General features: G+C 58.7%; 15 protein-coding genes. 8 read left to right on the plus strand and 7 right to left on the minus strand.

The genetic code is table 11. From position 1 onward, the window contains the following. The first annotated feature begins 20 nt into the window (after positions 1 to 20). Positions 21 to 1511 carry a TolC family outer membrane protein gene (locus HCG46_RS06655; protein ID WP_209009332.1) on the plus strand — a complete coding sequence of 497 codons (1491 nt, stop codon included), beginning with the start codon at positions 21 to 23 and terminating at the stop codon, positions 1509 to 1511. A 54-nt stretch (positions 1512 to 1565) separates the two neighbouring features. Here the strand turns inward: HCG46_RS06655 and HCG46_RS06660 are convergent, their stop codons facing one another. Continuing rightward, positions 1566 to 7115, minus strand: a complete 5550-nt coding sequence (locus HCG46_RS06660) for a cadherin domain-containing protein (RefSeq protein ID WP_168685272.1) — start codon at positions 7113 to 7115, stop codon at positions 1566 to 1568. Positions 7116 to 7292: 177 nt separating this feature from the next. On the opposite strand from HCG46_RS06660, the gene HCG46_RS06665 reads away from it, so the two are divergent. Genes HCG46_RS06665 through HCG46_RS06675 form a run of 3 tightly spaced genes read left to right on the plus strand, consistent with a single transcriptional unit; the run spans position 7293 to position 12644 of the window. After that, on the plus strand, positions 7293 to 9056 hold the full coding sequence (locus tag HCG46_RS06665) for an ATP-binding cassette domain-containing protein (protein WP_168685281.1): 1764 nt from the start codon (positions 7293 to 7295) through the stop codon (positions 9054 to 9056). Positions 9057 to 9065: 9 nt separating this feature from the next. Beyond that, positions 9066 to 11252, plus strand: a complete 2187-nt coding sequence (locus HCG46_RS06670; RefSeq protein ID WP_168685290.1) for an ATP-binding cassette domain-containing protein — start codon at positions 9066 to 9068, stop codon at positions 11250 to 11252. A gap of 51 nt (positions 11253 to 11303) precedes the next feature. Beyond that, entirely contained in the window at positions 11304 to 12644 is a 1341-nt protein-coding gene (locus HCG46_RS06675; protein ID WP_055661245.1) for an HlyD family type I secretion periplasmic adaptor subunit, read from the plus strand. Between the two features lie 163 nt (positions 12645 to 12807). On the opposite strand, the gene HCG46_RS06680 is transcribed toward HCG46_RS06675, so the two are convergent. From HCG46_RS06680 to HCG46_RS06695, 4 genes are all read right to left on the minus strand, one after another. Next, the gene (locus HCG46_RS06680) at positions 12808 to 13839 is read right to left on the minus strand and encodes a glycine betaine/L-proline ABC transporter ATP-binding protein (RefSeq protein WP_077291809.1); all 1032 of its coding nucleotides are present in this window, start codon (positions 13837 to 13839) and stop codon (positions 12808 to 12810) included. Beyond that, a complete protein-coding gene (locus tag HCG46_RS06685) occupies positions 13832 to 14716 on the minus strand; it encodes a proline/glycine betaine ABC transporter permease (protein ID WP_023003361.1) in 885 nt (294 codons plus the stop codon). The genes HCG46_RS06680 and HCG46_RS06685 overlap by 8 nt, the downstream gene beginning before the upstream one ends. 83 nt (positions 14717 to 14799) lie before the next feature. Beyond that, positions 14800 to 15792 (minus strand): ABC transporter substrate-binding protein, encoded by a 993-nt coding sequence (locus HCG46_RS06690; RefSeq protein ID WP_023003362.1) that lies wholly within the window; start codon positions 15790 to 15792, stop codon positions 14800 to 14802. A gap of 478 nt (positions 15793 to 16270) precedes the next feature. Continuing rightward, a complete protein-coding gene (locus HCG46_RS06695; RefSeq protein ID WP_168685292.1) occupies positions 16271 to 17143 on the minus strand; it encodes a LysR family transcriptional regulator in 873 nt (290 codons plus the stop codon). 90 nt (positions 17144 to 17233) lie between these two features. Between HCG46_RS06695 and HCG46_RS06700 the strand changes: the two genes are divergently transcribed. The 3 genes from HCG46_RS06700 (at position 17234) to HCG46_RS06710 (ending at position 19495) form a co-directional block, all read left to right on the plus strand. Then, positions 17234 to 17647, plus strand: coding sequence for a VOC family protein (locus tag HCG46_RS06700; RefSeq protein ID WP_023003365.1), 414 nt, complete (start codon positions 17234 to 17236; stop codon positions 17645 to 17647). Further along, complete coding sequence (locus HCG46_RS06705; RefSeq protein WP_168685295.1) at positions 17644 to 18591, plus strand: glyoxylate/hydroxypyruvate reductase A; 948 nt, start codon at positions 17644 to 17646, stop codon at positions 18589 to 18591. The genes HCG46_RS06700 and HCG46_RS06705 overlap by 4 nt, the downstream gene beginning before the upstream one ends. 85 nt (positions 18592 to 18676) lie before the next feature. Continuing rightward, a complete protein-coding gene (locus HCG46_RS06710) occupies positions 18677 to 19495 on the plus strand; it encodes a sugar phosphate isomerase/epimerase family protein (RefSeq protein WP_168685297.1) in 819 nt (272 codons plus the stop codon). Positions 19496 to 19620: 125 nt separating this feature from the next. Here the strand turns inward: HCG46_RS06710 and gndA are convergent, their stop codons facing one another. Together gndA and HCG46_RS06720 are read right to left on the minus strand one after the other, a co-directional pair. Beyond that, the gene (gndA, locus tag HCG46_RS06715) at positions 19621 to 21045 is read right to left on the minus strand and encodes an NADP-dependent phosphogluconate dehydrogenase (protein WP_208997645.1); all 1425 of its coding nucleotides are present in this window, start codon (positions 21043 to 21045) and stop codon (positions 19621 to 19623) included. 102 nt (positions 21046 to 21147) lie between these two features. Then, positions 21148 to 21987, minus strand: a complete 840-nt coding sequence (locus HCG46_RS06720) for a LysR family transcriptional regulator (RefSeq protein WP_168685299.1) — start codon at positions 21985 to 21987, stop codon at positions 21148 to 21150. Positions 21988 to 22090: 103 nt separating this feature from the next. On the opposite strand from HCG46_RS06720, the gene HCG46_RS06725 reads away from it, so the two are divergent. Further along, entirely contained in the window at positions 22091 to 23011 is a 921-nt protein-coding gene (locus HCG46_RS06725; RefSeq protein ID WP_168685301.1) for an MBL fold metallo-hydrolase, read from the plus strand. The last annotated feature ends 103 nt before the right edge of the window (positions 23012 to 23114 follow it).

Below are 23114 nucleotides of genomic sequence, written 5' to 3' on the forward strand. Positions count from 1 at the left end.
ACAACGATCACGGTGCTGCAATGACGACCTTCCCTGCCCCTGCCAAACTGATGCACGGATTGAAAACCCGCCTTGCCGTTCTGCTGGCAGGCGCGTCACTGATCAGCCTGTCCTTCGCCAGCGCAACCGTATCCGCCCAGTCGCTCGAAGAAGCCATGGGGTCGGCCTACGCCATCAACCCGGGCCTCAAGGCGGAACGGTCGCGTTACGAAGCGACCAACCAGGACGTCTGGACCGCAAGGTCCGAGTTTCTGCCGACGGTTACCGGCACCTACCTGGGAGAACAGAACGCCTTCCGCAGCGAGCGCAGCGGCAACAGCGACAGGTCGTTCTTCCACGAGCTGGGCATCTCCATGTCCCAGACGGTGTTTCAGGGTTTTGCGGGTGTCAATCGGCTGAACCAGGCTCATGAGGAAGCGAATTCCGGTCGCAACCAGCTCATTGGCGCCGAACAGACGCTGCTGTTCAATACAGCTGATGCCTATCTGCGCGTTGTTCGCGATCGGGCGATCCTCGCTCACCTGCGGGCCTATACCAACGTGGTGCAACGGGAAGTGAACGCCGCCCGCGCCCGTTACAAGTCGGGAGACGCAACGCGCACCGATATCGAGCAGGCGCTTGCCCGTCTCGGTGAAGCGCAGGGGAATTCCGACCAGGCGGTCGGCGATCTGGAAGCCTCCGAGGCTGTCTATGAGCGCCTGACCGGACAAAAGCCGGGCAAGCTCGGCTGGCCTGGCATTCCGCAGACAATCGAGCCCGCCGGTCTGGATGACGCGATCAACGTCGCGCTGCAGAACAATCCGTCCATCCGCGCCGCAACGGCAGATGCAAGGGCCGCACGTTACGCCGCACGCGCCGCAGTCGGCGACATGCTGCCGCGCGTCTCGCTGGAAAGCGAATGGCAAACAGGTTACCAGGGCAACCTTGGCAATCAGGACGAAGAAGACTTCCGCTTTGGCGTGCGCGTCACGGCCCCTTTCTTCACCGGTGGCCGCAACATCGCCGCGGTCAAACGCGCAAACTTCACGGCAGCCCAACAGGAATACGAGCTGGACGACACCCAGCAGATCATCCGCGAGAACGTTGTCCGTGCGATGAAGCAGCGGGCTGCCTCAAGACTGAAGGTAAAGGCGGTAAAGCGCGCGATTGAGGCCAACCAGCGCGCGGTCAAGGGCCTGCAGGTGGAATTCGACAGCGGTCAGCGGTCCCTGCTCGATGTTCTGGACGGCGAGCGCGAACTATTGCTCAGCAAGGTCGACCATGTCCGGGCACGCTATGACAGCCGCATTGCCGACTTCTTCCTGCTGGCCAACATTGGTCGGCTGGCGCCGCAGCATTTCGGGATCATCGAAGAACGGCCGGCACCGGTCCCGCGCCTCATGCCTGAGTTCAATACCTGGGACCTGCGCCTTGGACCGTCGGAAAACGATGTCTTCCAGTCGACCGTTGTCGAGGTCGTGACCAGCGACACCGTCTTTATCGAGACAGAACCACTGCCTCCGATTCAATAACAGGCAACACAAAAAGCGGGCTTAACGAGCCCGCTATTTTTGCCTTCCTGCTGATCAGTACTGAACGCCTTCCAGATCCGTGAAGTCGATGCGTCCGCCATCGGCAAACTCGATGTAGCCCCCCGAATCCTGCGAAAGGGTGATCTCGCCCGCCGCTGCATCGATGCTCTCGATGGAACCTTCCGTCATGGTGATGGACCAGTCGACACCGTAGGTTCCGATATCGGTGCCATCGGCGGACTTGCTCAGATCGACGATATCGATCCAGCTCCCGCCGGCACCGCCGTAAATGCTGTCATGCCCGTCGCCGAGCATGTAGGCGAACAGATCCGACCCGTCACCGCCGGAAAGAACGTCGTCGCCCGCGCCACCCCGGATCACATCGTCACCAGCCCCGCCATAGATGAGGTCGTTGCCCCCCTGACCCAGCAGGATGTCATTTCCGCCAAGTCCGGAAATGCTGTCCACGAAATCGCCCCCAACAATCGTATCGGCATTACTTGTCCCGACCTCGCACAGGGGCACATCATCAAAGTCGACCACGTCCAGGGTAATTGTCTCGGTATCCGACAAGCCTCCGCTGTCCGTCGCGGTAACGTCTATCGTGATACTTTGCTCCGTTTCGTAGTCGACTGCCGCGTCATCCTTCAGCTTCAGCAGATAGCTGTCGCCGTTGCTGACGACTTCAAACCGGTCATCCGACACCGTGAAAGTGTGCGTGTCGCCGATATCGGGGTCCACTACCGAAAGCTCTATAAGTTCGACACCTGTCTGGTTTTCCGGAACGTGATACTCGTTGCCCGTACAGTCGTCGTCGTGGCCGTGATAGGTTTGACCGTGGACACCGTCATCTTCATGATAGTGTCCCGTTTCCCCGTCCTGGATATGCCCCCAATGGCCATCATGATGATCGTCCCAGTGCTTGTTGCCCTGGTCCGGCCGGTAGATCGCGTTGCCGACGATCAGATCAGGCGGCGCGTTCTCAGTCACACCCGAAGTCACCGTCACGGGAAAAACCGCGCTCGACTGGGATCCGTCACTTGATGTGGCGGTGATCGTCACGTCGATGATCTCGCCTGCAACCAGCGCTGCACCACTGGCGAGGGTCACCACACCGGTGTCTGCGTCGATATCAAACCGGCTGTCGTCGATGGAATAGGTCACCGTGTCTCCGGCATTAGCATCTTCCGCGAATGCCGTCAGGCCGATCACCATTCCGGCAGCAGCTGTCGCCGCAACCAGATTCTGGGCCGTATCGACATCCCGGACAGGCCCGATCGGCTCATTGTCGTCGGCAGGCCCTTCCGGCTCCACGTCGATGACGTCGATCACAATGGTTTCCGTGTCCGACAGCCCGCCGCTATCGGTAACGGTAACCTCAACGGTCACCTGGGTCTCGGTCTCATAATCGAGCGCCACACCGTCCTTCAGTTTGAGAATGTTCTCACCGTTGATCGATATGACCTCGAAGCGACTATCGGAAACCGTGAAACTGTGCGTATCGCCGACATCGGGATCGAATACCGACAAGGTACCGATTTCCGCCCCCGGATCTTCTTCATAAACCGCGGCACGAGCCGTGGTTTCGAAAGTTGTCTGGTCGAAGACGACGTCGTCGAAATCCTCGTCACCCCCGCCGGCAATGTCCTCAAAGCCGATCCTGATGCCGCTTTCCACCGTGTAGTCGTATCCATCGGGATTGAGTGACCCGTCACCGGAGAAAAGAACATTGGCCTCGGCCCCGACCAGCAGCGTCCCGTCAGGTCCGACGGCCTGCCAGTTCCCCTGCCCGTCTTTCTGGAACGTCACCTTGTCACCGGCAAGAAGACCATTGTTCGTGTCTGCACCATCCGGGATCAGGAAATAGCCGACTTCGCTCGCTTCGACGCCTTCCAGATAGAGGGTCGCCGTATCGCCCGGCGTCAATTGGTTCTGGTTGACCCAGACGATTTCGCCGGCCATGGGATTGCCGTTGCCGTCCACGTAGAAGACACCCAGCACATTGCTGTGGCCGGCGTATTCCTCGACAAAGGTCAGCGTCACGGAAACGCCAGGTCCAAGCTCCGGATCGAAGTCGAGGTCCGGCGCCTCATTGGCATCAGCAATCGCAATCGTGAAAGTTTCGGTCGAGACTGATCCGTCAGTCGAAGTAGCCGTCACCAGAACATCGATTTCCGGTTCGGTTTCCTTGTCGAATCTTGCCCCATTGGCGACGGTGATCACCCCCGACACCGGGTCGATCTCGAAGCGCGCGTCACCGCTGAGCTGATAACTCACGCTGTCGCCTGCATCCGGATCGTTTGCAAAGGCAGTTAGACCCACGACGGCACCTGCAGCGGCGTTTTCAAGAACCTGGTTTGCGCTGGCATCAATGTCGGTGAGCGGACCGATGGGAGAATTGGTGTCGTCGATATCGATCACGTCGATCACCACGATCTCCGTGTCGGAAAGGCCGCCCTGGTCAGTTGCCGTCACCTCAAGGCTCACCTGAGTCTCGGTTTCGTAATCGAAGGCCTGATCATCTTTCAATTTGAGCAGGTATCTGTCGCCGGAAACGACCACCTCAAACCGGTCGTCCGAAACCGTGAATGTATGCGTATCGCCCACATCCGGATCGAACACAGACAAGGGCGCAATCTCTGCGCCGTAATATTCCTCGACGACCGCAGTGCGGTTGTCGGAAACAATGGACACACTGTCGATCAGCGCACCACCCAGGTTATCGGAACCGATCTCAACGAATGTCAGCGTATTGGAGCCGTCGCCGGATCCGCCAACGATGTCATAGGCATAGGCCTGCCAGCCCGTTCCCGTTGTGGCCGGATCGATCGTGTCGATCAACTCGCCGTTCCAATAGACCTCGGCGACACTTTCCCCCACGCCGCCGCGCGATTTCATGTCGAATGTCAGATGATAGACCTGACCATCAAGCTGCCCCTCTATTTGCTGAGAAGCCCAGCCATTGTTCATGGCTGCAAGGTCCAGATGATGACCGCCGTCTGTCGCGCCGTAACTATTGTGCCCCGCCTCATGCACATCGACGTTGTCGTAGGCCCAACCCTCTATCGAAGTTGGGTTTTCGTACCAGCCGGACCCGGCGGGTCCGCCGTGAACCCCGTCATGGATTTCGAAACTGCCGTTGACGACAAACTGTTCTGAGCCGTTTTCCAGATGAACGATCAGATCCGGTGCTTCATTGTTGTCTGTCACGGCCACGGTGAAGGTCTTCGTTGAGGAAGAGCCATCCGTTGACGTTGCGGTGACAGTCATCTCGATGGAAGGTTCTGTTTCCGCATCGAACGTCGCGCCATCTTTTACGGTGATGACACCTGTGTCCGGATCGATCTCGAACCTGTCGTCACCAGTCAGCTGGTAGGTGACACTGTCCGCCGGATCAGGATCCTCGGCGAAGGCAGTGATCCCGGCAAATTCGCCCCCATTGGCGGTCTCTGAAATGCTGTTGGCTTCCGGGTCGATGTCGCTCACCGGCCCGATATCGAATTCGTTTTCGTCGCCCACAATAATCCGGAAGGTACCAGTCGAGGTTGACCCATCCGTTGACGTCGCCGTCACTTCAATATCGATAAAAGGCGTCGTCTCGCGGTCGATCACCGCGCCAACGGCAACGGTAATCACGCCCGTGTCCGGGTCGATCTCGAACCGGCTGTCTGTGATGGAATAGGTGACCGTGTCGGTCGCATCCGGATCCTCGGCAAACGCCGTCACACCAACGACTGTACCACCGGCAGAGTTCTCCTGGACGAAGTTGTCAGCACCATCAACGTCCGTCACCGGGCCAATGTCGAACTCGTTCTCGTCGCCCACCGTGATCCGGAAGGTTCCTGTCGAAGTCGATCCATCCGTGGACGTCGCCGTCACTTCAATATCGATATAGGGGGTCGTTTCGCGATCAATCACCGCGCCATCAGCAACGGTAATAACGCCCGTATCCGGGTCGATATCGAACCGACTATCGGTGATGGAATAGGAAACCGTGTCCGTCGCATCCGGATCTTCGGCAAACGCCGTCACGCCGACAACCGTGCCACCGGCCGAGTTCTCCTGAACGAAGTTGTCGGCACCATCAACGTCCGTCACCGGTCCAATGCCGAACTCGTTCTCGTCGCCCACCGTGACCCGGAAGATGCCGGTCGAAGTCGATCCATCCGTGGACGTCGCCGTCACTTCAATATCGATAAAAGGCGTCGTCTCGCGGTCGATCACCGCGCCATCGGCAACGGTAATCAAGCCCGTATCCGGATCGATTTCGAACCGACTATCGGTGATGGAATAGGTGACCGTGTCCGTTGCATCCGGGTCTTCAGCAAACGCCGTCACGCCGACAACGGTGCCGCCCACGGAGTTCTCCTGGACGAAGTTGTCGTCTCCGTCCACGTCCGTCACCGGGCCAATGTCGAATTCGTTCGCGTCTCCGACAATAATCCGGAAGGTCCCGGTCGAGGTTGACCCATCCGTTGACGTTGCCGTCACCTCGATGTCGATATAGGGGGTTGTCTCGCGGTCAATCACTGCGCCATCGGCAACGGTAATCACGCCCGTATCCGGGTCGATCTCGAACCGACCATCGGTGACGGAATAGGAAACCGTGTCCGTTGCATCCGGGTCTTCGGCAAACGCCGTCACACCGACGACTGTACCACCGGCGGAGTTCTCCTGGACGAAGTTGTCAGCACCATCAACGTCTGTCACCGGGCCTATATCGAACTCGTTCGCGTCGCCCACCGTGATCCGGAAGGTGCCGGTCGAAGTCGAGCCATCTGTCGAGGTGGCAGTGACTTCAATATCGATATAGGGGGTCGTCTCGCGGTCGATCACCGCGCCATCGGCAACGGTAATCACGCCCGTATCCGGGTCGATCTCGAACCGACTATCGGTGATCGAGTAGGTGACCGTGTCTGTCGCATCCGGATCATTTGCAAAGGCGACTACGCCGACAACGGTACCTCCTGCGGCGTTTTCCGTTACAAAATTGTCGGTGCTGTCGACGTCCTCGACAGGGCCGACCCCGGTGTTCCCACCATCGCCGCCTTCACCAGCACCTCCGCCTCCGCCGCTGGTTCCCTCACCAACCTGGGAGCCCGATGACTGAATGCCATCGCCGCCCAGATCGAATTGAGACAACGTCGGGTTGAGACCACGCGCTTCCGGAACGGCACCGTCGCCAAGGCCGCCGTCATCGTTTGGACCACCATCGGCGGTTTCGGCCACTTCGGTACCGCCGTCCGGCAGTAGCGTGTCACCGGTTCCAGCTCCGCCCAACCCCTGCCACAGATCCCCATGCGCACCCTGGCCGTCTCTGCCGCCGTCACCGCCAAGTCCCTCGGCATCCTGGGTTGAAGCACCAGATCCTCGATCTTCGAGGGGCACAGCCTGATAAAGGTTCGCCAAGGTTGCTTCACCGGTATCTTCCGGTTCCACGGACAGGGAATAATCATTGCCACCGGCTGGGCGGTAGGGATCGCCTGCTTGAGCCTCCATGCGTGCAGGCGACGGTTCTGATCCGCCGTTGGACTTTGCTGCGGTCTCCGTTGAAGAAGAAACGCCGGGCTTGCCTGCATTCGCTGAAGTATCGGTGTCGGCCATGACTTGCACGTGCTCCGTTAAAACCTAACGCCATCACACGCAGGGTTACCTTAATAAAAACCAACTTCAATCTTCGAATTACATGTATAACTTGATGTAAATTTAGAATTTGTGGTATTTTTGGTAAACGATTTTGAAACAATTACGCGCCTTAATGTATTCAAGGAGGCGCTTACTATGGCATCTTTTATCACTGATACTTTTTCCAGTATCAAACTGCCACAACTGGAGTTTTTTTCCTCCGAAACCGGAGAAAAAGTATCAACACCGAAACTCCCGCGCTCAGTGGTAACCGCTTCCATCCTGATCAATATCCTCGGTCTGGCGATGCCACTGACCATCTTGCAGGTCTATGACCGGATTCTGCCGAACAAGTCGACCGACACTCTCGTCATCCTGATCGCAGGACTGGGTTTCGTTCTGGTGATCGATGCGGTTCTGAAAACGACACGGTCCTATCTGACAGGCTGGCTTGCAGCCTCTTTTACCCATCAGGCCAACGTCGAAGCGGCCAGACGTCTTCTGCACTCCAGAGCGGACATCAACTCTGAGGCGACGGTCACCAAACATCTGGACTCGCTGCGCTCGCTGCAGGCAATGGGCGACCATTACGGTGGTCAGGCCCGCCTCCTGGCTATCGACCTTCCCGCCAGCCTCCTCTTTCTTGCCGTCCTGTTTCTTATTGGAGGGCCGATCGGCTTCGTCCCGCTTGTTCTTCTGGCCTTGTTTGCCCTGAGAACCGCGACCTTGAATACAAGGATCGACAGCCTCATTGAAAAACGTGCGGAGCAGGATCAGCGCAAATACGATTTCATCTTCGAGGTCCTGTCCGGCCTCAACACCATCAAGGCCATGGCTTTCGAGCCCGTCATCCTGCGCAGGTTTGAACGCCTGCAGACGCAAAACTCACGACTTGGCTACGATTATATCGATCTCACCAACCGGGCACGGAATTCCTCCGGGTTCTTCACCGTCCTCACAACAGTCTGCGTAGTGTCGGCCGGGGCCCTCATGGTCATGTCCGGGTTCATCAGTGTCGGGGCGGTTGCGGCCTGTACCCTGCTGGCAGGTCAGGTCGTGCAGCCGCTGCTGCGCGGCATCAACCACTGGACGGACATGCAGCGGGTCAAACATGATTTCCGCGAAGCGCGCGCCCTGTTCGATTTGCCAAAGGAAGAGCGGTCAGGAAACAGGAACCTGACAATTGCCGGCAACATCAAGCTGCAAAATGCCGGCTTTGCAGCGCGCAGCGATGCGATCGTGCCTGTCCAGAATCTGAGCCTGACGATCAATGCCGGAGAAACGGTTGCCTTTGAGGGCAGCGACGGCAGCGGCCGAACGACGCTAGCTCGCCTGATTTCCGGTGATATCGAACCGACCTCCGGCAAGATCATGATAGACGGACAGGATCTTTACGGTGTCGACCACCGGTATCTGTGCCGGCACATCGCCTACGTCAGCAACGACGCCCAGATGTTCGCCGGCACAATCCTGCAGAACCTGACTCTCTTCGGATCTCGCGCAAGCCCGCAAAAAGCCCGCATGGCCGCTGACCTGATCGGCCTTGAAAAGGACATTCACCTGCTGCCGCTGGGTTACGACACTCCGCTCGGCAACGCGATCGAGGAAAATCTCACCGACAGCATGGTACAGCGCATCGCCATTGCGCGCGCACTCGCGGGCGAACCGAAGATCCTTATCCTCAACGATGCCAACGGCGCTCTCGACCACAAGAGCGAAGCCCAGCTCGTTGAAGCGTTGAAGCGGCTCAAAGGCCAGTTGACGACATTGATCGTCAGCCACCGCCCTTCTTTCCGCGCCATTGCCGACAAGCAGTTTCTGATGGAGCACGGCCGGGTTAGCGCCTTGCCGGACACGCCGAACACCCCTCGATACAAATTGCGGCGGCGCGAGCCTGCCGACACCAAAAAGCAGGCTTAGGAGCTGAACATGTCCCTGGCGGCTTTTGAAAACGCGGACTCGATCTTTCAGAATCTGAACCCGGCAGAGAGCCGGATGAACCTGGAAACCCGTGTCCAGCAGCATTCAGGCAGTACGATCGACCGCGCGTCTCCGGCAGAGGCCTGTTTGCTGCCCCTGCTGGAAGCTCTCGGTTGGGATGGCATGGAACGCCATCTCTTCGAAGCCCTGCCTCACCTTGAAGGCATAAAGGGCATCTTCGACCTTCGCGCCGTGCTGACCCGGCTGAACTTTCGGGTCACTCCGACCGGACGGTCCGCAAAGCAGCTGACCGCGGAACAGTTTCCCTGCCTGGTGAAACACGGAGACAATCTACTGGTCGGTCTGGGGCGCACAAGCGACGGCCGGTTCCAGGCCTACAGTGGCGAAGCCCATCGCACGGTCGCCATTGCCTTCAGCGAACTCAAGGATGCCGAGATCTTCGTGATCGAGCCGGATGACAGCACCGAAAGCGCCGGTTTTCAGCACTGGTCCTCCCGCCTGTTCCATCAGTTCAGGGGCACGGTGCTGTCGATCATGACCGTCGGCCTGCTATCGAACATCCTGGCGCTCGGTCTGCCGCTCTTTGTCATGAGCGTTTACGACAAGGCTATCGGCGCCAAATCCGTTTCCGTGCTGGTCACGTTGCTGATCGGCATTGCGCTTGTGCTGATCATGGACTGGATGGTCAGAGGCACCAAATCGCATCTCCAGGCCTACCTGGGCGCCAGGCTCGACGCGGTGGTCGCCAACACCACCTTCCGCCATTTCCTGCATTTGCCGCTCCCCCTGATTTCGTCCGCCCCCATCGGAGCGCAGATCACCCGTCTGAAGCAGTTCGACGGTGTGCGTGACGTCTTTCACGGCAATCTCGCCAATGCATTGATCGACCTTCCCTTCTCGGTGATTTTCGTCATGGTTCTCGGCTTCATAGGCGGGCCGCTTGCACTGCTGCCGGCTGGGCTGCTGGTGCTCTATGTCCTGTCGGCCATGCTCATCGTTCCGCGCATGAAACAGGCAATCAATCAGGCCGGCGATGCAAAGTCGCGCATGCAGAACATCACCGTGGAGATCCTGTCGAAGCGAAAGGCCATCCGGGAACTGTCCGCCGACGACATCTGGGTCGAGAAATACCGGGCGATTTCCGCGGACTTTGCGCTGAAGAACCTGAAGACGAGGCAACTGTCGCAGGTCATGCAAGTGGTCTCGCAGATGTTCATGACCCTGTGCGGCATCGGTGTCCTCGGTTTCGGAGCCGTTCTGGTCATGAACCAGGACCTTTCTCAAGGCGCGCTCATTGCCGTCATGGCCCTTTCCTGGCGTGCGCTCAGCCCGATGCATCAGGCCTTTCTCAGCGTATCGCAACTGGGCCAGGCCCAGCAGACAATCGAACGGATCAACAGCCTTCTGAAAATCGAAATGGAACGCCAGCCCGGCAGGCTGCCGAGCCTGCACCGCCAGTTCCAGGGCACGATCCGCTTTTCCAACGTCGTGCTGCGCTATCCTTCCCGCCAGGAACCGGCCTTGCGCAATTTTTCGCTTCAGATGGAGCAGGGATCCGTAACCGCGATCACAGGCCCAAGTGGTTGCGGCAAGACCTCGCTCGTGCGGGCCGTGCTCGGGCTTTATCGACCCCAGATGGGCGCTGTCCTTGTCGACGATCTCGACATCCGCCAGCTCGACCCGGGCGAATGGCGCAACTCCATTGGCTATGCACCGGAACACCACGATTTCTTCTACGGTACGATTGCGCAGAACTTCCGCATGGCCAATCCGCAGGCGGACAACGATCAGGTTCGCAAGGCCTTCGAGGAATTCGGCCTCAACGCCTATGGCGAGCTTCTGCCTCAGGGTGTGGAGACCCGGTTGACCAGCCAGCTGATCGAAGTGCTGCCGGACAACGTCAAACAACGCCTGCTGCTGGCCAGGGCCTTCATGCGCCCTGCCCCGATCTATCTGCTAGACAACCCTGCCGGAAATCTGGATTTCGAAGGCGACAAGTTCCTGATGAAGAAGATCGACCAGGTTCGCGGCAAGTCGACCGTCGTCATCACGACCTACCGCCCCAGCCACATGCGCATGGCAGACAACCTCGTCTACATGCAGAACGGCATGGTGGCGATGGCCGGCGCTCCGAAGGACATCCTTGAAGACGTGCTCAAGCAGCAATCGAAATAACGTAAGGGGCCGTCGCCGGCCCGCCGCAAGACAACCGCCGAGGACTTTCCAATGGCAGCAAAAGACGATCCCGACACACTCCGCAAGGCGGTCTACGGCCGCGTCGGCCTTCCGCTGGAATTGGAAGACGGCGTGCCCCCAGCCTTTTATTCACGCCTCCTCATGGGACTGACCATCGCGACCGGCTTCCTGTTGCTGTGGGCTGCCATCGGCCAGATCCGGGAAGTGGCCAACACGATCGGGGAGATAGCGCCTGCCGGCCAGATTTTGAAAGTGGAGCACCTGGAAGGCGGCATCGTCTCGGAGATCCTTGTTGAGGAAGGCCAGCTGGTACAGGCGGGAGACCCACTCGCCCACCTGGAAAAACAGGATACGACCACGGAACTCGCCCGCATTCAAAGCCGTCTCAGCTATCTGGAACTTGAGGAACGCCGTCTGCTTGCACAGGAATACAGCGACGCCAACACCGTTGGCCTGCGCCTGGACCCGTCGGTGGATGGCCTGAGCACCCAGCAACGGGCTGCCTTGACCGCCAACCGCAAGGCGGTTGCCGACGAACAGGAAGCCTACACCGCACGTGTCGCCCAGAGGCGTGCCGAAGTGGTCAGCCTGGAAGCACAGGTCGAACTTCAAAAATCACAGGTCGAACTGGAAAAGGAAAAATTCCAGATCCAGGAAGGTTTGCTGAAAGACGGCTACACGTCGCGTCGCCGCTTCCTGGAGGCCAAGGGGGATTTTCAGCGGTCGCAGGTCACACTGGAACAGCTGTTCGGCAATCTCGCACAGGCCCGTGAAATGCTGACCGAAGCCCAGGCCAGCCTCAGTCAGGCCGGCGCCGAAGTGAACCGGGATGTCGCCGACGAGCGCGCCAGGATTGCCCAGGAGCGCGACGAACTGAAACAGGAAATCGCCAAACTGAAAGACCGGCAGGACCGCCTGTTCGTGAAGGCGCCGGTGGCAGGTTACGTCAAGAGCCTTGGTCCGACCGGTCGTGGTGCAGTCGTCAATCCCGGCGATCTGATTGCCGAGATCGTCCCCCTGTCCGAAAACCTCGTTGCCGAGGTGAAGGTCAATCCGAAGGACGTCGGCCATATCAACATCGGCGACAGGGCCGACATCACGATCACCAGCTACGACCCGAACATCTATGGCACCGTGGCCGCGGAAGTGGAGACCATTTCCGCCTCGAGTTTCCAGGACGAATTCGGCGAATACTACTTCAAGGCAACCCTCGCCTTTCCCGGCCAGGTCATCGGCGCCGGTTCACACGAACGGCCGATCCGCCCTGGCATGCAGGTCAACGCCCAAGTGGTCACCGGATCGAAATCGATCCTCCTTTACCTGCTGCACCCTGTAACACGTGCGGCACGAACGATCTTCACAGAGCGCTGAAGTCGAGTTTTCCGGAAATCCTGAAGCCCCGGAAACACTCCGGGGCTTTTTCTTCTTACAGATACACCGGGGCTTCTTCCGAGAAAGAGTGGAGGTCGCCGCCCAGGACACAAAAAACCCCGGAGCGAACTCCGGGGTTTTGACGTTTTCACACTTCATTGGCTCAGTGGGTTGCCGGCGTCACCATCGCGTAGATCGTGTCATGCACGTTGAGCACGCCGATCGGACGGCCATCGCTGTTGACGATGTTTGCCTCGCCCTCGCCCGTGTCGGCAAAGGTCCGGGCCGCTTCTTCCAGCAGGATGCCGCTGGAAATCGTCGGTCCGTTTTCCAGCGTCCGGGACGTATCCATGACCGTATCGACCAGGATCACCCGGCCACGGTTCACTTCCTTGACGAAGTCGGCAATGTAGGCGTCCGCAGGCTTCAGAACGATTTCCTGCCCGGTCCCCTGCTGCACGACTGCCCCGTCGCGCAGGATCGCGATCCTGTCGCCAAGGCGCAGCGCCTCGTCCAGATCGTGGGTGATGAAGACGATGGTCTTGTGCAGCTCTTCCTGAAGGTCGAGAAGCACCGTCTGCATGTCCATGCGGATAAGCGGGTCGAGCGCCGAGAACGCCTCGTCCATCAGCAGAATGTCGGCATCGTTGGTGAGCGCGCGCGCAAGCCCCACACGCTGCTGCATGCCGCCGGACAGCTGGTTGGGATAGTGGTTCTCGAACCCTTCCAGCCCGACGCGGGCAATCCAGCGGGCCGCACGCTCTTCAGCTTCCTTGACCGGCACACCCTGGATTTCCAGACCATAGATGGCGTTCTTCATCACCGTGCGGTGTGGCAGCAGCGCGAACTTCTGGAACACCATCGCCGTCTTGTGGCGGCGGAATTCCCGAAGCTCTGCCTGAGACATCTTGCAGACATCATCGTTGCCATAAAGCACTTCGCCATCGGTCGGGTCGATCAACCGGTTGATATGGCGGATCAAGGTGGATTTGCCCGAGCCGGAAAGGCCCATCACCACCTGGATCTTGCCACCTGGCATGGAGATGTTGATGTCGTTGAGGCCAAGCACATGGTTGAATTTCTCGTTCAACTCGGACTTGGACATGCCGTCCTTGACCTTCTTGACCATCTCCTTGCCGTTCGATCCGAAGATCTTGTAGAGATTCTTGATCTCGATACCCGTTGCCTCAGCCATGAACCACCTCCGAGTGTTTCTGAAGGCGCTTGCCGAAAGCCTGGGTTGCGCGGTCGAAGATGATGGCGATCGCGACGATGGACAGGCCGCTGAGCATACCTGCGGTCAGGTACTGGTTGTTAATGGCAACAAGCACTTCCTGCCCAAGTCCACGTACGCCGATCATGGAAGCGACAACAACCATGGAAAGCGACATCATGATGCACTGGTTGATCCCGGCCATGATGGTCGGCAAAGCCAACGGAAGCTGAACGTTCATCAGCTTCTGACGGGCGCTGGATCCAAAGGCATCAGCAGCTTCAAGCACATCCGTATCGACAAGCCGGATACCCAGATTTGTCAGGCGGATCATCGGCGGAATGGCGTAAATCACGACGGCTATCAGACCCGGGACCTTGCCGATACCGAAAATCATCACAACGGGAATGAGGTAGACGAAGCTCGGCATCGTCTGCATCAGGTCCAGGATCGGATTGACGAAACCCTGAACACGATCGGACCGCGCCATCACGATGCCGATCGGAATTCCCAGAACAATTGCCAGCAAGGTGCATACGGTAACCATGGCGACGGTGCGCATGGTGTCTTCCCAGAGCCCGAACACCCCGATGAACACCAGGGCCAGTACCGTTCCGACCGTAACACTGATCTTGCGGCTCAAAAAGTAAACCGCCAGCGCGAAAACCGCGAGAATGATCGGCCAGGGCGAGTTGATCAGAAGGTTTTCGAGGAAGACCAGGAAATCTTGCAAGGGGTTGAAAAAGTTGTCGATATAGTCGCCGTAGGTTCTGGTGAAACCTCTGAACGAACCGTCGATTGTCTTCTTGATCGCCAGCAGGTCTGTTCGACCCAGCGATGGAAATTCTATCCAATCCATCTTTGTTGTCCCGATGGTTTAGTTTTTGCCCCAAATGGTTGGGGCCGCACCATTGGAGCGGCCCCTGTTGTTTCTTTTGCCTGTCAGAGCGCGGCTTTCACTTTTTCAGCGACTTCCGGGCTGACCCACTGGGTCCAGACATCTTCGAAGTTTTCGAGGAAATAGTATGCGCCATCTTCGTTGGCAGCCTGGTTGTCGGTCATCCAGGCAAGAACCTTGCCGGCCGTCCGGTTATCCCAGGTGCGGCCCTTGATGTACTCCATGGCCGGGCCTGCCTTGTTGGCGAAGTCGTCGGTGACGACGGTAAAGACTTCAGACTTCACCCAGGAGTTCGGCTTCGGCTCCGGGCAGTCCTCGATCACGGTGCAGGTGTCCCACTCTTCCTTGTCATGCGGGACTTCGAAGTCGAGCAGGGTCATGTCGTACTTGCCGAGGATCGCGGTCGGTGCCCAATAGTAACCGAGCCAGCCTTCCTTGCGCTCGTTGGCTTTTGCCAACGCACCGTCAAGGCCCGCAGCGGAACCCGGATCGACCAGTTCGAAACCGCCCTTGTCGAAGCCGAAGGCGCGGAACAGGTTGCCGGTGGTGATGCGGCAGTTCCAGCCTGCAGGGCAGGTGAAGAAGGCACCCTTGCTTTCGTCTTCCGCGCCAGGGAACAGTTCCGGATGTGCCAAGGCATCCTTGACGGTGTAGATGTCATGCTCTTCGGCGATATAGGTCGGGACCCAGAAGCCTTCGACGCCGCCTTCGTTCAGGATTTCACCGCCGATGATCAGGGAACCTTCGGCAACTGCCTTGTCGAGAGGCTCGCGCACGGCGTTGATCCAGAGTTCCGGAGCCATGTCCGGTTCGCCTTTTTCATTCATGGAGGTGAATGTCGGCATGGTATCGCCACTCACCAGTTCAACGGTACAGCCGTAGCCGTTTTCCAGAATGATCTTGTCGATCTGCGAAATAGCGCCTGCCGACGCCCAGTTCATTTCCGCAACGGTGACCGTGCCGCACTCTTCTGCCATGGCGGACGAGGCCATGCCGATAAGAGCGGTCGCGGCGACCGAGACAAACAACTTCTTCATGAGGATGCTCCTGTGCAGTCTGTTTGCTTGAGATTGAATTGGGCGCGGCGCGCGAAAGCTTCCGTGAAAGCAATCACCTCCCTGCGCGTCCAATGGAAAAGAATAACGAGTTGAGAACAGAATTGAGCCGTGAAGGCCTCTAGATTAAATCTTATTAATTCAGCCTTCATTTGACGCATATACGTTGTTCTTGCTCGAAATAAGCCTGACCGCCGTCTCTACTTGAGAAGAAGGTCATACTCGGTATTTGTACCGAGCTCAGGCCCAACGACCAATACAATTGCATTAAGAGGCTCCTAGCACAACAGTATAGTCGCAATTCTCATACCATTCATACGTCAAATTTCGTGAACATGCCTGCAAACGACATTTTAATGCCGGTATTCGTCATGACACATAATTTTCTTACTATGACAGTGATTCTTTTCACCCTTAAAAGGTGTTTAAACTCAATAAGATCAACCAGTAAGTGCCGAGTTTAACCATATGTACTGATGACCTGATCGCGCAACACCTTGTGCACGAGGTCGGCAAGTACCGGTGCGGCACAAGTGTGCTTTCGCAAGAAAACCATTTCGCGGCCGGCGCCGCCCTGAAGATCTTTCAAGGTCATCTCCGGACCATGCATCCGCAACCCTCGCCAGACGGGCAAAATCGCCTGTCCTGCTCCCTGAGACACCATCTGCGCGATCGTTTCCGGAGCATCGAGCTCACAAAGGATGTGTTCTTCGCCAACCAACACGCCAAAATCCGCCCAGAGTTTGCGGCCGCCCCACGATTGCCTGTCATAGACAATCCAGGGCAGTTTTCCGGCCTCGGTTTTGGATAGATCGCCTTCGGGCGGCAAGGCATGAACGATAGCCTGAGCCTCCAGTGTTCTGCAGATGATGTCCTTGGGCAATTCAAATGGGGCGGCAACCGTAATGGCCGCGTCCAGCGCCCCGCTGCGCAATCCCTCGTAAAGATCGGCCGACGTGCCGGGCCGAACGGTCAGCACCGCCTGAGGCGCCTTTTGCCGGAATTGCTGGATGACCGCGGGCACGTTGTCCGAAAGGGCCGTCGATACCGCCCCAAGCCGAAATGGACCGCTTAATCCATCAGCATCTATGCGGTTTGTCAGCTGCTCCGCGTCCCGCACAAGGCGACGTGCTGCGGGCAACAGCCGGAAACAGGTTTCGGTCGGCAGGGCTGCGTGTGCCGTTCGGTTGAGAAGCGTTGCCCCAAATTCGGCTTCCAGCACACGAATACGCTGGCTGACGGCAGCGGCCGTGAGCCCCTGCTGCCGCGCAGCCGCAGCAATGGATCCGGTTTCGGCAACGGCCAGCAGGCTTTCGAGAAATCGGGTATCCAAAACATTTTCCTTCGCTCAGAAGCAGAAAAACATCTTAAATGTTTTGAATCGGATCTGCTACTCAACATCCGTTTTCAAAGGAGCCGAGCGATGCAACCCTGTTTTCACCTTGCCTATCACGTAACCGATCTGGACGAAGCCCGCGCGTTCTACGGCGGCCTGCTTGGCTGCAAGGAAGGCCGCAGCACGCAGACCTGGGTCGACTTCAACTTCTTCGGCCATCAGGTGTCCCTCCATCTCGGCAAGCCTTTCGAGACGACCAACACCGGCAAGGTCGGTGATCACATGGTGCCGATGCCGCACCTGGGCGTGGTGCTGGACATGGAGACCTGGAAGACGCTTGCGCAAAAACTGACAGACGCTAACCTCGCCTTCGTCATCGCCCCGACCGTCCGGTTCGAGGGCCAACCCGGCGAGCAGAGCACCATGTTTTTCAAGGACCCTTCCGGCAACCCAATCGAAATCAAGGGCTTTGCCGATGAAGCCGGGGTTTTCGCCGCATGAGGCCCGTCGTTCCCTTTGTTTCCTCTGCAAGCCCTGATGAGCGCCAGAGCTGGCGCGAAGCACTGCCGAAGGCTCTCGTCGGCATCGCCGACGTCAAGCCGTTCGAAGACCTGACGGAAGACCAACGATCTGAAGCGCGCGTTGCCATCGTCGCCAATCCGAACCCCGCCAATGTGGCGGCACTTCCCAATCTGGTCTGGGTACAAAGCCTGTGGGCCGGGGTGGAGCGCCTGATGGGTGAGCTTCCCGTAAACGGTCCGAAGATCGTCCGCCTGACGGATCCGCAAATGGCGGAAACCATGTCGGAAGCGGTTCTTGCCTGGACGCTTTACTTGCACAGGGGCATGCCCCGTTACATTGCCCAGCAGCGGCAGAAGGTCTGGCAGGACCATGTACTCGAACGTCCACAGGAACGCACGGTTGGTGTTCTGGGTCTTGGCAAGCTCGGCGCAGCCGCCGCCTTGCGGATGAAAGCCAACGGCTTCAACGTGCTCGGCTGGAGCCGTACCGAAAAATCAATTGAAGGCATAGCCTGCCGGCATGGTCGCGCCGGGCTTCTGGAGGTGCTCGGCCAGTCGGATTTCATCGTCCTGCTGGTGCCGCTGACGGATGAAACACGCGGGCTGATCGGCCAGGACGAATTGAGTGCCTGCAAGAAGGGCGCCTCGATCATCAACTTCGCCCGAGGCCCTATTATCGACACTGCCGCTCTCATCAACAAACTCGACAACGGGCCGCTCGGCCATGCCGTTCTCGACGTCTTCGATGAAGAGCCCCTGCCACCGTCAAGTCCGCTGTGGGATCATGACAAGGTCACGGTGCTGCCGCACATATCCGCCCCGACCATCATCAGCACAGCGTCCAGGATCGTGGCAGACAACATCGGCCGGTATTTTGAAGACGGTACGGTTCCCCCAGCCGTCGACCGGGACCGTGGATACTGAAATTTGATCCGCTCTCCGTCGCAATAGTGTCAAGGATCAGCCTCTAATCAGGCGACAACCGTTTCGTCTCCTTCAAAGGTGTTTCATGACCGATATTCCAATTCTTGGTGCCGCGCTGACAGTTGACGCGCTGGAAACCCATCGCAATCTGATGCTGGACAAACCGCGGGATCTGGAACTTCAGGACTTCTGGCCGGCCGAAGTGCTGAACGGCGACTGGAAACCGATTGTCGAGAAGGCCCGAAAACTGCTGGACGGCCATCAGGGCCGTGTCGGCATTCACGGCCCCTTCTTCGGCTTCACCGTCGACAGCATGGACGTGGATGTCCGCGAGATCGTACGCAAGCGCCTGTTGCAGGGACTGGAAGTCTGCGAGGCACTGGGCGGCACCCACATGGTCGTGCACAGCCCCTATACCACCTGGGACTTCAACAACCTCGACAATTATGAAAATGCCCGGCAGCGCAAGATAGAGCTCTGTCACCTGACCATGAGCGACGCAGTCAAGCGGGCAGAAGATATCGGCTGCGAACTCGTCATCGAGAACATCGAGGACAAGGACCCTTATGCCCGGATAGAGCTTGCCGAGAGCTTCGGTTCACAGGCGGTGAAAATCTCAATCGATACCGGACACGCGCATTATGCTCATGGCACGACTGACGCTCCGCCCGTCGATTACTACGTCAAGGCCGCCGGCAATCGTCTGCGCCATATCCACCTGCAGGACGCGGATGGATACGCCGACCGCCACTGGACGCTTGGGCAGGGCACCATCAACTGGCACTCGGTGTTCGGCGCGCTTTCCAAACTCGAGAGTGATCCCCGTCTGATCATCGAACTGCGCGACCATTCCGGTCTGCCGGCATCGATTGCCAACATGGCGGCACTTGGACTGGCGCAGTAACCACCAGGATGGCACTGCGAGGCGGCGCATATCCGTGCGCCGTCATTGCGGACAAGTGCTTCGCAGGGCGCACGCCAAGCCGCAATGACGCCCAGGCGAAAGCCTGAGCGTCTGATTTTTTGGCCTCAGCCCATCGCCCAGGGGCCGTGGTAGCCGCCGCCGTCCTTGTCGGTGCGTTCAAAGCCATGCGCGCCGAAGAAATCGCGCTGGCCCTGAAGCATGTTTGCGGTGGAACGGCCTGTGCGCATGATGTCGAAATAGGACAGCGCCGCCGAAAGGGCCGGTACCGGCAGACCATGTAGCGCGGACTGGGCAACGACCTGGCGAAGCATCGCTTCGGTTTCCTTCAGCTTTGCCGAGAAGAACGGCGCCAGCATCAGGTTGCGTTCAGCATCGTCGGATAGTGCGGACGACATGTCGTTCAGCATGGACGAGCGAATGATGCAGCCGTTACGCCAGATCTTGGCGATTTCCGGCAGAGGCATTGCCCAGCCATATTGTTTGGCCGCTTCCAGGATCAGACCGAAGCCTTGCGCATAACAGATGATCTTTCCGGCAACGAGAGCTGCTTCCAGCGCATCGATCGTCACGGCCTCGCGGTCCATGCCGCTCGGAGCCGCGCCAAATTCGGCTTCGCCTTCCTTGCGCTCCTCATATCGCGCGGACATGTTGCGTACGGCAACGGCCGCCTCGATGGCGCTTGCCGGGGTGCCCAGCATCAGCGCCTCGATGGCCGTCCAGCGACCGGTGCCTTTCTGGCCGGCCTTGTCCAGGATTATGTCGAGCATCGGTTTGCCGGTGTCCGGATCCGCCGTCTTGGCAACCTTGCCGGAAATCTCGATCAGGTAGGACTGCAAGATGCCGCCATTCCACTTCTCGAAGACATCCCCGATCTCTGAAGCCGACATGCCGAAACCGTCGCGCATGACGCCGTAGACCTCGGCAATCATCTGCATGTCGGCATATTCGATGCCGTTGTGGACGGTCTTGACCAGATGACCCGCGCCCGCTTCACCCAGAAAGGCCGCGCAGGGCGTTTCTTCGTGTTTGGCGGAAATCGCTTCCAGAATATGGCCGACCTGATCCCAGGCGTCCTTCGCACCGCCGCCCATGATGGACGGACCAAAGCGTGCGCCTTCCTCGCCACCGGAAACACCGATCCCCATGAAGCGAGGGCCTTTTTCGGCAGCTTCCGCCGCGCGGCGGTTCGTGTCGTGGTAATTGGCATTGCCAGCATCGATGATGAGATCGCCTGCATCGAGCAGTGGCCGCAGAGCCTCGATCTGTGCATCGACCGCTTCACCGGCCGGAACCATCAGGATCACCGCGCGCGGGGTCTTGATGGATGCAACGAAGTCTTCCAGCGTCTTGGTCGGAACCAGTTTCGGCGCGAGTTCCCCGGCCTTCGCCATGAATTGGTCGGTCTTCTCCGTGGTCCGGTTGAACACCGCGATCTGAAAGCCATGTTCGGCAATATTGAGCGCAAGGTTGCCACCCATGGTACCGAGACCGATCAGGCCGATTTCCGCGGCCGCGCCGTTTGAGCTCATGAACATGCCTTTCATAAATCGATTAATGTCTGGTGGGGCGGTGATAGCCGACAAGCTGCCCAACGGCAATGTCTGGTTGGGGCAAGACCGTGTAAAATCCGATCAACCGAAAGCACTTGCCAGATGATCCACCAGCAGGCGAACGCGCTTGGGGATGAACCGTCGTGACGGCAGGACCGCAAAGAGCGGCAGCTCCGGCAGATCGACCGGACACGCAGCCTCGGCCAAGCGTCCATCCGCCAGGAATTCGGCACACATCGATTTCGGCAAGATACCCGCCACACCGCCATTCAGCACCAGGGCCAGCGCAAGCTGCAGGTTCCGCGTCCTGTAAACAGGGGCACCTACTCCTTGCCCCGCTTCCTCCAGCACTTCGGCGGGATCGATCACCCGTCCTGACGTCAACAGCTCGTCGAAAGACGCCTCTTCCATGAGCTCCGGCCGGGCGACAAGAACAAGGAAACTGGAGGCGATCTTGCGGACGATGACACTTTCCGATGCAACCCGGTTGCCGCGGAGGGCGAAGTCGAACCGCTCGCCGGTCAGATCAACGGGTCGATCGCTGACATGCACTTCGACCCGGACTTCCGGATATCGCAAATTGAAGCTGGCCATCGCCTCTGCCAGAACATCCAGCGGCAGGTCGACCGGGACGGACATACGCACCATCCCCTGCGGTGCCTGCGCCGATTTCAGCTGTTCTCCGGCCTCCTCCAGATCCCGCAAGGCCGGCTGCACTTTTTCCCGGTAGGCCTCGCCTTCCACCGTCAGGCGCACCTGCCTGGTCGTGCGCTGGAACAGGGCGACGCCAAGCTCTTCCTCCAGTGCCTTGATACGAGCCGTGACTGTCGACCTCGGCAAGTCGAGCTGCCGGGCGGCAGCAGCGAAACTGCCAAGACTGGCCACTTCAACAAAGGTTTCCAGATGTGCCAGCGTTGTCATTGCGCGATATTTTCAGCCAGATTGTTCATTTTTATACATCTATACCGAACAATATCTGCGGTCTACCTACAACGCACCATCAACGGTCCCAAGAGGTATTCCCATGAAACGGCGCAGTTTTCTGAAGTCAGCCGGCACCATGTCGCTGGCTGCTCCGGCAATCTTGACCGGTGTTTCGTCCGCTCCCGCAAGAACCGCAACAGGATCTCCCCGGCTCGACATCACCTGGCTCGGCGGTGCAACGATGCTGATCGAATGCGGGGACCTCACCCTCCTGACCGATCCGGCCTTCGGCGAAGGTGAGGAAGCTTTCCGCATGGGTGATCCCAACGAGATGTTCGATCTCGCCACGGGACCCGACGTGGTGGCACACAAACGGCTGACCCCGTTTCGCGGTGTCAATCTTTCCAGGGTGGATCAAGTCCTGCTGTCACACCTGCATGAAGATCATTTCGACCAGACGGCGGAAAGCGCAATTGCCCCGGACATGCCATTCCTCGTTCCCTCTCATGACCGGGAGCGATTGACCGCAAAGGGGTTCACGCAGGTTCAGGTGGCCGACTGGATGAAACCTCACGTGATCACCAAGGGCGACGTCACGCTCTCGCTGACCGCACTACCTGCCGAACACTCGGAAAACCCGGAGATTGCCTCGCTGCTTGGCCCAGGTAATGGCTACTGGCTGGAGATCCGCCAGGGCGACTGGGCAAAGTCGATCTATTGGACCGGTGATACCTTCCCGACGCCAAATGTTCTCGACGCGCTCAAGGGCTTCGGATCGCCGGACGTGTTCATTCCACATCTTGGCGGCGTCGGCACTTCAGGACCTCTCGGGCAGATCAGCATGGGCGCTAATCATGCCGCCGATTTCGTGGATAGGCTCCGGCCTGGCAAGGTGCTGCCGATCCATCACTCCACTTACGCGCTCTATCTTGAACCCGTCACCAGCCTGCCGACTGCGCTTGCCGGCAAGACGCAAGGCCTGGATCTTGTTTCGGAAGGCACCTGCGTAAGTTACGTCTGACCACGAAAACAACGGGGCACCGGGGTCTCCAAAGGAGATGCCGGCTGCCGCAAACGCCTCCCACATAATAAACTTAGCCGGCTAAATTACTCGTAAAAAGACT

Origin of the sequence: Labrenzia sp. PO1, assembly GCF_012273635.1 — a bacterium.
Lineage (GTDB): Bacteria > Pseudomonadota > Alphaproteobacteria > Rhizobiales > Stappiaceae > Roseibium > Roseibium algicola.